Source organism: bacterium, from assembly GCA_040753555.1.
Lineage (GTDB): Bacteria > UBA9089 > UBA9088 > UBA9088 > UBA9088 > JBFLYE01.
Map to the genome: position 1 here is coordinate 1 of JBFMDZ010000084.1, position 9117 is coordinate 9117.

Consider the following 9117-nt stretch of genomic DNA (forward strand, 5'->3'; position numbering starts at 1 on the left):
TTCACTCTATGCTTTTTAGTATCTCACCTAAATCATAAATCTTTAATACACGCGGCTCTTTCAATATCCTTTTTATAATTGCTGGTGAAAAACCCTCTTCATAAGCAAAACAATCATTAGAATGGGGTATTAAAACCACAGGTTTAATCGTATTGGATGCCTTTATAAGGATATTCTCTGAAAAATGATATTTATTCCTGTCTAATAATAGATAATGAAATCCTTCGCTATAAGCAATTTTTGCTTCATCAATAGAATTTAAAAATCTTGCATTTTTACTTCCTCCATAAAAATCAGATACAGGGGTTAAGCTTATATGTTTTACTCCTTTATGTGCCTTCATCCATTCTATTGCACTTTTGTATCCAGACCTCATCCTCATTGTCTTTGGAATATAAAAAATGGCATTTCCAACAATAAGAATAATGCTTAAAAAAAGCAGGGCTTTCTTTTTATAAAAAAGCTTTCCCAAACCAAAAGATATTATTAAAACAATGAATGGATATGTAACAGAGAATACCCTTGCATATTTAATAGGACAGATAACTGCCCAAAAGAATGTTGGAATAAAAAAGAGAAGGAAGATGCTTAATTCTTTAAAGGATAGCCTTTTTATATTAATAAGAAAGGCTATAATCCCAAGCACAAGAAGAAAGACAAAAAGCCAGCCATCATGTGCAACCAAAAGGTTTATATAATAGAAAAGACCACTTCCCTCAAGCTCGGGAGGAACTCCGCTTGGACCCATAGGTTGGGAAAAAGTATCTTCAAATTTAATGTGGTAGCGGGTCAATCTCCTAATAACCCTCTTTAAGAATAAAGAAAAGATTTCAGAAGGAGAATGTGCTTCACCAAGATTTGTTTGAATAAGAAGTTGCCCAAAATAGGTAAAACGAGAGCCAAGAACAGAAATGTATTTTTCAAAGCCTCTTGCGTAGATAATGTATTTGGCTAATAAAGAGATTGCCTGAAATATCAATAATGGGATAGTCATAGAAAAGCCAAATATAAGCAATTTTCTAAATTTAAGCCTTGATTTAATTAAATATATAAACTCAAGAAATAGAAATATTAACGGAACGAAGAAATAGGAATAGTGGCAAGTAACCCCATATCCTATGCTAAAACCAGATATAATTAGATAGATATTTCTTTTCGTTGGCTTTCTCATAGAATAAAGCCAAAAAAGACATCCTAATATCATAAATAAAGTTGCAGGGCTTACGGGAAGAGCAGAACGGGAATATAAAATGGAAAGGCCTAGAATGCTATAAATGAAACAAGATAAAAGCCCAAAGAATGGATTCCATAATTCCTTACCAATAAAAAATACAACAAGTGTGGTTAATACATCACAAATTCCAGAGACTATTATAGCTGCATAATCATGGATACCTACAAATAATGAAGGAAGGGCCATTAAAGAGTAAAAGCCTGGCTTGGCACTACTTGGATAATACCCTCCATCCTTCTCATAAAATAAATCTTTTAATTGGGGTTGCTTAATAGCAAATAGATTTTTTATTGCCCAATCTAATGTTATTGTAATGGTTTTTACTCCTTGTAAATAACTACCTTCGTCATGTTGAACAAGACCTTTTTCTTTGATTCCATAAAATCTTAATATTGAAGCAAGAAAAAGGATAAAAATTAAAATTAATTTATACCTCATCTTTTTTATATTTGTATGCAAAATATAAAGACCAAAAGCTTTTTTTGCCTTCAAAAATAAACTTTTTTTCCATAGAGGATATAATTTCAAATGGGCTTGAGACATGATGTTTTTCAATGCCCTCAAAGCCAATTATCTTAAATAAAAAATTCATAGCTTTATTTACATTTGGAAATCCAATAATTGCCTTTCCTCCTGGGGTAAGAACCCTTTTTATCTCTTGTGTAGCCTTGTCTAAATCCAGAATATGCTCAAGCACACTTATACAAACTATACAATCAAAGTTATTATCGGGATAGGGTAAATCTAGGATATTCCCTACTTTTAGAGAAGATTCAATCCCTTCTTTTTTTAGCATATTATAAACCAAATCGGTTTTATTATGAATATCAATACCATAAATTTCTTCAAATCTCTTCTTTAGTTCAGGAAACAAAATTCCACTTCCATAGCCAATCTCAAGAACCCTTTGTTTCCTTTCTTTTCCTATTAAGTTTAAAACCATTTCTAAGCGATTTAAATAGAACCACTTTATAACCGGAAGATAGTAATATTTTAAAGGATCTTCTTCATTTGTAGCCTTAATATTTTCTTTTGAAGGAATTTGAATTTTCATAAATACTCTCCTGAAATCACCAAAGAACCAGCTATTTCTTTTAAGATTGGTATCTTCTCAAACATTCCTCCCATCCATTTAACGATTGGAATTAAACATTCTGGTATTATAAGGATGGAGAAAATCATTCTTCCAGCAGGTGTTTCCCATCCCCAAATAAGACCTGCACTATCCTTTATCTTCTTACTATGTAAGATTTCTCTTTCAATTCTATCCATTTCTAATTAAATTTTAACTTTAAAGCACCAATTATAGCCATCCTTAAAAGCAAAATGCCATGCTTAAACCTACTTATCTTTATCTCTCCATATGTTCTTGGTTTATACCTTATTGGAACCTCAACAATCTTAAGGTTCAATTTACATGCTCCAAAGAGAAGCTCAAAGTCTCCAAATGGGTCAAAATCCCCAAAAAATTTTTTATTTTCTTTAATCCTTTCATAGTCTTTCTTAAAAAAAACCTTTGTTCCACATAAGGTATCTGTAATCCTTTGTTCAAAGATCCATAAAAACATTAAAGCAAAAATTTTGTTGGCTATTTTATTCAAGAACCTCATTGAATCCTTTTCTAATGGATAAACCAGCCTTGAGCCATTGATAAATTCACCCCTTCCGTTAGCAATAGCAAGGTAAAATTTTGACAGGTCTTCAGGAGGAACTGTAAGGTCAGAATCCAGGATAAACAAAATATCTCCGGATGCAGAATCTAATCCTTTCATTACAGCATCTTTTTTACCAACATTATCTTGAAAAATAAGCTTAATATTCTTTTCTGGATAAAGCTTTATCATTTCTTCAATCTTCTCAATTGTTCCATCACGAGAATGGCCATCAACAAAGATAAGCTCTGTTTCTTTTCCCATATTGGGTGTCCTTTTTATCGCACCCTCTATATTTCCCGCCTCATTCTTGGTAGGAATGATTACTGAACATGTATAATCTTTCTGTATTATTCTTGCATTATTTTCTTTTGCTACTACATATTGTATCAAACAAAGGTTTTTTATTAAAGGAAGATAAGCAAGGCATTTATTTAAAAAAAAGGAGATAAAAGGGATGTATTTAGGAAAAAGGAGTCTATATCCCTTTCTTATCACCTCATAACCATTTAAGTTTAAAAGATTTTCTATATCATCTAAACAAAGCCAATTTTGATGGTATCCCTTCATCTTAAGACCCAATATTTCACCAATCTTTAGAATAGGCTCCCATAAATAATTATAATATGTAATGATTATCCTTGTCTCATCCTTACTAACCTTTTGTAATTCCCTAAATGCCTGCCAGACATCATCCAGATAGCCAATAAGATCAGACATAATTACATAGTCAAATTTCTCATTTATATACAAGTTTTCTGCATCATCCACAAGGAATTCATATTCTGGATATTTTTCTTGGGCTTGTTTTATCATCTCAGGGCTAAAATCTATTCCAACACCCCTTTTTGGTTTAACATGTCCGATAAAATCTCCGGTTCCGCAGCCTATCTCTAAAAATGAGGAATCCTTTGAGACAATAAATCCAATAAGTTTTTCCAGCTCTTGATAATAATACCTATTTTTTCTTTTCCACCTATCCCTTTCTGGTGCAATTTTATCAAAGTATTTTATCCTATCTTTTTTCTCCATTCCCTATACCATTCTATTGTCTTTCTTAACCCCTCCTCAAAATCCATCTTTGCACAAAACCCAAATTCCTTCTCTGCCTTTGTTGTATCAAGCCTCCTTTTAGGCTGACCATCTGGCTTTGTCCTATCCCAGATAATTTCACCATTAAATCCTGTAAGCCTTACGATTAGAGCAACCAGGTCTTTAATAGAAATTTCCATCCCTGAGCCTAGGTTCACAGGCTCACTCTTGTTATAGTGTTCAGAAGCCAATAATATGCCATTTGCGCAATCCTCAACATACAAAAATTCCCTTGTTGGATTTCCCGTTCCCCAAACAATAATTTTATCTTCTTTATTTTCTATTGCATCCATACACTTTTTTATCAATGCAGGGATAACATGGGAAGATTTAGGAGAAAAGTTATCCCCTTCGCCATAAAGATTTACAGGAAGGAGAAATATTGAATTAAAACCATATTGTTTTCTATAGCCTAAAGATTGAACAAGCATCATCTTCTTTGCTAATCCATAAGGTGCATTTGTCTCCTCAGGATAACCATTCCATAAATCCTCTTCTTTGAAAGGCACAGGCGTGAACTTTGGATAGGCACAGATTGTTCCAATTGCAACAAATTTACCTACATTATTCCTCCTTGCATGCTCCATCATCATCGCACCCATTATAAGGTTATTATAAAAATATAACCCAGGGTTTTCCCTGTTTCCTCCAATTCCACCGACAATTGCAGCTAGATGGATAACTAAATCAGCAGGAAAATCCTTATAAAGCCTTTCTACATTTGCCTCCCTTGTTAAATCATAATCCTTGCTTCTTGGAATGAATATATTTTGACAACCCCTCTCTTTAAGATTAGAAACCACATATTTTCCCAAGAATCCAGCTCCACCTGTAACGATAACCCTTTTATCCTTCCAAAAATCATTCATCTTATGTTATGCTCTTTCTTTACCTTTTCCATATCTTCCTCAACCATTATCTTTACTAATTCTTTAAAGGTTACCTTTGGCTTCCAATTTAATTTTTTCTTTGCCTTGCTTGCATCTCCAATTAAAACCTCAACCTCTGTTGGCCTAAAATATTTTGGGTCTACCTCTACATAATCTTTCCAGTAAAGACCTACATAAGAAAATGCCTCACAAACAAATTCCCTTACAGAATGCGTCTCTCCTGTTGCAATGACATAATCCTCTGGATTTTCTTGCTGTAAAATAAGATACATTGCGCTGCAATATTCTGGAGCATAGCCCCAATCCCTCCTTGCATCCAAATTTCCAAGATAGAGCTTTTTCTGCAACCCAAGCTTTATCCTAGAAACAGCCATTGTTACCTTCCTTGTAACAAATGTCTCTCCCCTTCTTGGTGATTCATGATTGAATAATATGCCATTACAGGCAAATAAACCATAAGCCTCCCTATAATTTTTGACCATATAGAATGCATATGCCTTTGCAGCTGCATAGGGGCTTCTTGGATAAAATGGCGTATCTTCATTTTGTGGAGGAGGGCTATTTCCAAATAGCTCTGATGATGATGCCTGATAGAATTTAGGGTTTATTTCTGCCTCTCTTATTGCCTCAAGTAGCCTTGTTGTTCCTAATCCTACAACCTCTCCGGTATATTCTGGAACCTCAAAGCTTACCTTTACATGGCTCTGTGCTCCAAGGTTATAGATTTCATCAGGCTTTATTGTCCTTATGATTTTATTTAATGAACTTGCATCATTTAGGTCTCCATAGATAAGATTAAGCTTTACATCTGGCTCGTGTGGGTCTTGATATATATGGTCTATCCTTTGTGTATTAAATGAGCTTGACCTTCTAACAATTCCGTGTACCTCGTATCCTTTCTTTAAAAGAATCTCTGCCAGGTATGAACCATCCTGACCTGTTATCCCTGTGATTAATGCTTTTTTCATTTCTTTTTAAATATTTGAACAGTGTGGTTTGCAAAGGTAAATTGGTCAGAAAAAGGGATACCAAAAAATGAGAGAATTGGGTCAAATCTTTTTATCTCATTGTATCTTTTTAAAATGTTCTTATAATAAGAAGAAGGAACTATTCCACTTAAGATAAAATAATTAGGCAATTCCTCCATAGGTTTTTGAAAGGCATGTTCGTCTATAATAATAAGTTCATAATTCAAAAAATCAAATGGAGGAAAACAGGATGGTTGGGGAAGATATGCTGCACCAATAGATTCTCCTTTTTTTAGGGATGAAGAAATCCATTTTGCAGACTTATTCCTTGTGTTTTCATTGGTTGCATCCTTTGCAAAATTAAGGCTAGAGGAAAAAGAATATAAAAATGTATAACCAACAATCAGAAAAATGGCAATAAATATAGGCTTTTTATAAAAAACACAAACAAGTGCATCTATAAACCTTGCTGCTAAAAGAAGGAGTAAGGGAACTATGTGAAGTGCATAACGGATTTCGCCATAAGAAAGCCCACCTGCAACCTCAAAGCTTATATAAAATAAATAAGGAAGAACCAATCCCAATACCAAAAAATCCTCTTTTTTATGTTTAAACAGAGAATAAATAACCCCTGCTCCAATTAATACTAAAAGAGGGGTTCTTACTCCATACTTTAAAGCAACTGTATAATAGGAAAAGAAGGTATAAATCGTTAAGTAAGAAGGATACCAATCCCTTGAATGACCAATTGTGCCCAAAACCTCTTTTGGACAAACAAGCCAATAGGGATTGGTTCCAAAAAAGCCTAATAATCCCCCAAGAATAGCAAGAACAAGAAGCCTAAAATCCCCCTTTTTATTTATAATATGTGCTAAAAAAATACTAATAAAAGTAGAGCCATAAAATAAGCTTGTTCCAGCAGATAGTCCTGCTGAAACCCCTCCAAAAAAATACCACTTTTTTCCTTTATTTTTTAAGACCATAATACTTGCATAAAATGATGCTAATGCCCAAACAATACCAAATGTATGTGGTTTCAGCTCATGGGGATAAATCACATTACAAGGAACAATAGCAAAGAATAAAGATGCCAAAAGACCTATTCTTTTAGAAAAAAGCTCCTTTCCAATAAAATAGAGTAAGATTATTGAAAATACAACAGAGATTATCCCTAAAAACCTTCCTACAATAAAGAACTTGCCCATTTCAGACGGATTTAAAAAGTAATATCCGATATCACTCTTTAGGGTTATAAAACCCATCATACTTGCAAGCTTTAAGGCTATTGCAACAGAATAGATATAAAACCCACCATATTGAAAAAAATGGGGGTTAAAGTCAAGCTTACCAGGTTTCATCCCTGCAATTGCTGATAAAGTTACCTGTTCATCTGGATGATGTGAACGAAGGAGATATGGCCTTACTATATGTAATTGCTCTTTGGTTGGAACTTCTCCTTTTTTATAAGGGGGTATTCTAATTATTTCTTCTTCTTTTTTTAAAAGATGTCTTTTTTTTAACCAATAGCCATAAAATATTGGATTGCCACCTGTTTTTTGGTATATTTCTTCCCTTTCTTCCTTCAGAAGACCTGACCATTCTTTGATTAAGCCTTTATCTGGAAATATATTTTTTCTATTTTCATTTGGAAGACCCCAGTTAATACCATAGATATTTAGAAACAAAGAAACAAAAATAATTGTTCCAAGATATAGCTTCTCCTTCATTTAAACACAATATCTATAAACCTTGTCCAATCACTATCAACAAACTTTGTCTTTCCAACACCAAAAGAAAGTGGAATATCAACTATTTTATTGCCAACCTGTGCACACATCCTTCCAAATTTTCCAGAATGGATAAGCTCAACTGCGGCTATTCCAACCCTTATTCCCAAAATCCTGTCAAACAATGTTGGCGAACCTCCCCTCTGGATATGACCTATAACAGCAAGTCTTGTTTCAATGCCGGTTCTCTTTTCTATCTCCTCAGAGATTATTTTCCCAACACCCTTTTTCTGCAATATCTTATGGCCAAATTCATCAACAGAGCCTTGTTCCTCTCCAACATCTATTCCCTCTGCAACAACAACAAGGCCATATTTTTTTCTCTTGTAAACATTCTTTAGATGGCCACATATCTTGTTTATATCTACCCTAATCTCTGGAATAAGGACATAGTCTGCACCGCCACCAATTGCAGTGAATAAGGCAACCCATCCTGTATCCCTTCCCATAACCTCAAAAACCATAATCCTTCTGTGAGACCTTCCTGTATCTCTAAGCTTTTCTAAGGCATCTATTGCAGATGAAACAGATGTGTCAAAGCCAAATGTATAGTCTGTCCCTGACAGGTCATTATCCATTGTCTTTGGAATGCCAACAACAGGAAGGCCAAAATCAGAAAATAGCCTGTTTGCAACACCTAGGGTATCATCACCACCAATGGCAACTAAGGCATTAAACCCGAGCTCCTTAAAGTTATTAAGGCAAATTTTTCCGCCATCTTCTTTTTTGTAAGGGTTTGTTCTGGATGTCCCAAGTATTGTTCCACCCTGTCTCATTATCTCATCAATATCCTGTAATTCTAGCTTTTGGGTCTTCTTTTCCAAAAGCCCTCTCCATCCATCCAATATCCCAATCACCTCGTCACCAAAGTCAATTGCCCTAAGGTATGCACCCCTAATAGCAGGATTTAACCCAGGGCAATCACCACCACCTGTTAATATTCCAATCTTCATAAGATTATGATAACATCAACATATTAAATAATGCAACAAAAAAATAGCCAGGCAATAAGCCGGATTCTGTTTAGATGGTCATTTATCTAGGATGATTGTTACCAACCATCTCAAGCGTCCTACCTTAAGAATAGCCGGGTTAGCCTCTTATGTTTGAACTTGCACCGGATGGGGTTTTCCAAAGGGAAAAATCACTTTTTCCCTTGGTGGGCTCTTACCCCACCATTTCACCATTGCCTACGAGGTTTTTCTCTATCGGCTGTGTATTTTCTGTTGCACTTTCCATAGCCTTACAGCTCCTGGGTATTACCCAGCATCCTACCCTTTGGTGTCCGGACTTTCCTCTGGATTCTATCCAGCGACCATCTTGCCTGGCATTTAAAAACTCAAAACTTAAAACGCAAAACTAAAAACTTGTATGTGTTTAGCTCCTACATAAAAAGTATCAATTTTTAATAAATCCTAAATTCAAAATCCTAAATCCTAAACAATATCAAAATCCAAATGTTCAAAATCCAAAACATCGGCCATTGTTTTGGTC

General features: G+C 34.5%; 8 protein-coding genes and 1 other RNA gene. All 9 read right to left on the reverse strand.

Going from position 1 to position 9117, the window contains the following annotated elements; genetic code table 11:
• Nucleotide 1: 1 nt before the first annotated feature.
• The 9 genes from AB1630_07700 to rnpB all read right to left on the reverse strand — a co-directional run bounded on the left by AB1630_07700 (nt 2) and on the right by rnpB (nt 8954).
• Nucleotides 2-1672, reverse strand: coding sequence for a glycosyltransferase family 39 protein (locus AB1630_07700; GenBank protein MEW6103677.1), 1671 nt, complete (start codon nt 1670-1672; stop codon nt 2-4).
• A complete protein-coding gene (locus AB1630_07705; protein ID MEW6103678.1) occupies nt 1662-2288 on the reverse strand; it encodes a class I SAM-dependent methyltransferase in 627 nt (208 codons plus the stop codon). The genes AB1630_07700 and AB1630_07705 overlap by 11 nt, the downstream gene beginning before the upstream one ends.
• Nucleotides 2285-2506, reverse strand: coding sequence for a hypothetical protein (locus AB1630_07710; protein ID MEW6103679.1), 222 nt, complete (start codon nt 2504-2506; stop codon nt 2285-2287). Before AB1630_07710 ends, AB1630_07705 begins: the two co-directional genes overlap by 4 nt.
• Nucleotides 2507-2508: 2 nt before the next feature.
• On the reverse strand, nt 2509-3918 hold the full coding sequence (locus AB1630_07715; GenBank protein MEW6103680.1) for a glycosyltransferase: 1410 nt from the start codon (nt 3916-3918) through the stop codon (nt 2509-2511).
• Nucleotides 3897-4847 carry a GDP-L-fucose synthase gene (locus AB1630_07720; GenBank protein ID MEW6103681.1) on the reverse strand — a complete coding sequence of 317 codons (951 nt, stop codon included), beginning with the start codon at nt 4845-4847 and terminating at the stop codon, nt 3897-3899. The genes AB1630_07715 and AB1630_07720 overlap by 22 nt, the downstream gene beginning before the upstream one ends.
• Nucleotides 4844-5836: a GDP-mannose 4,6-dehydratase gene (gene gmd / locus AB1630_07725; GenBank protein MEW6103682.1), complete on the reverse strand. Its 993-nt coding sequence runs from the start codon at nt 5834-5836 to the stop codon at nt 4844-4846. Before gmd ends, AB1630_07720 begins: the two co-directional genes overlap by 4 nt.
• Nucleotides 5833-7563: a glycosyltransferase family 39 protein gene (locus AB1630_07730; protein ID MEW6103683.1), complete on the reverse strand. Its 1731-nt coding sequence runs from the start codon at nt 7561-7563 to the stop codon at nt 5833-5835. Before AB1630_07730 ends, gmd begins: the two co-directional genes overlap by 4 nt.
• Nucleotides 7560-8576 (reverse strand): ATP-dependent 6-phosphofructokinase, encoded by a 1017-nt coding sequence (locus AB1630_07735; GenBank protein ID MEW6103684.1) that lies wholly within the window; start codon nt 8574-8576, stop codon nt 7560-7562. Before AB1630_07735 ends, AB1630_07730 begins: the two co-directional genes overlap by 4 nt.
• Before the next feature lie 40 nt (nt 8577-8616).
• Nucleotides 8617-8954, reverse strand: an RNA gene (rnpB, locus tag AB1630_07740) — RNase P RNA component class A.
• Between the last annotated feature and the right edge of the window lie 163 nt (nt 8955-9117).

What these genes read in the sequence shown, in the direction of transcription:
- AB1630_07700 (MEW6103677.1), bottom strand. Translation starts at nt 1,672, where the DNA reads ATGAGGTATAAATTAATTTTAATTTTTATCCTTTTTCTTGCTTCAATA.
- AB1630_07705 (MEW6103678.1), bottom strand. Translation starts at nt 2,288, where the DNA reads ATGAAAATTCAAATTCCTTCAAAAGAAAATATTAAGGCTACAAATGAA.
- AB1630_07710 (MEW6103679.1), bottom strand. Translation starts at nt 2,506, where the DNA reads ATGGATAGAATTGAAAGAGAAATCTTACATAGTAAGAAGATAAAGGAT.
- AB1630_07715 (MEW6103680.1), bottom strand. Translation starts at nt 3,918, where the DNA reads ATGGAGAAAAAAGATAGGATAAAATACTTTGATAAAATTGCACCAGAA.
- AB1630_07720 (MEW6103681.1), bottom strand. Translation starts at nt 4,847, where the DNA reads ATGAATGATTTTTGGAAGGATAAAAGGGTTATCGTTACAGGTGGAGCT.
- gmd (MEW6103682.1), bottom strand. Translation starts at nt 5,836, where the DNA reads ATGAAAAAAGCATTAATCACAGGGATAACAGGTCAGGATGGTTCATAC.
- AB1630_07730 (MEW6103683.1), bottom strand. Translation starts at nt 7,563, where the DNA reads ATGAAGGAGAAGCTATATCTTGGAACAATTATTTTTGTTTCTTTGTTT.
- AB1630_07735 (MEW6103684.1), bottom strand. Translation starts at nt 8,576, where the DNA reads ATGAAGATTGGAATATTAACAGGTGGTGGTGATTGCCCTGGGTTAAAT.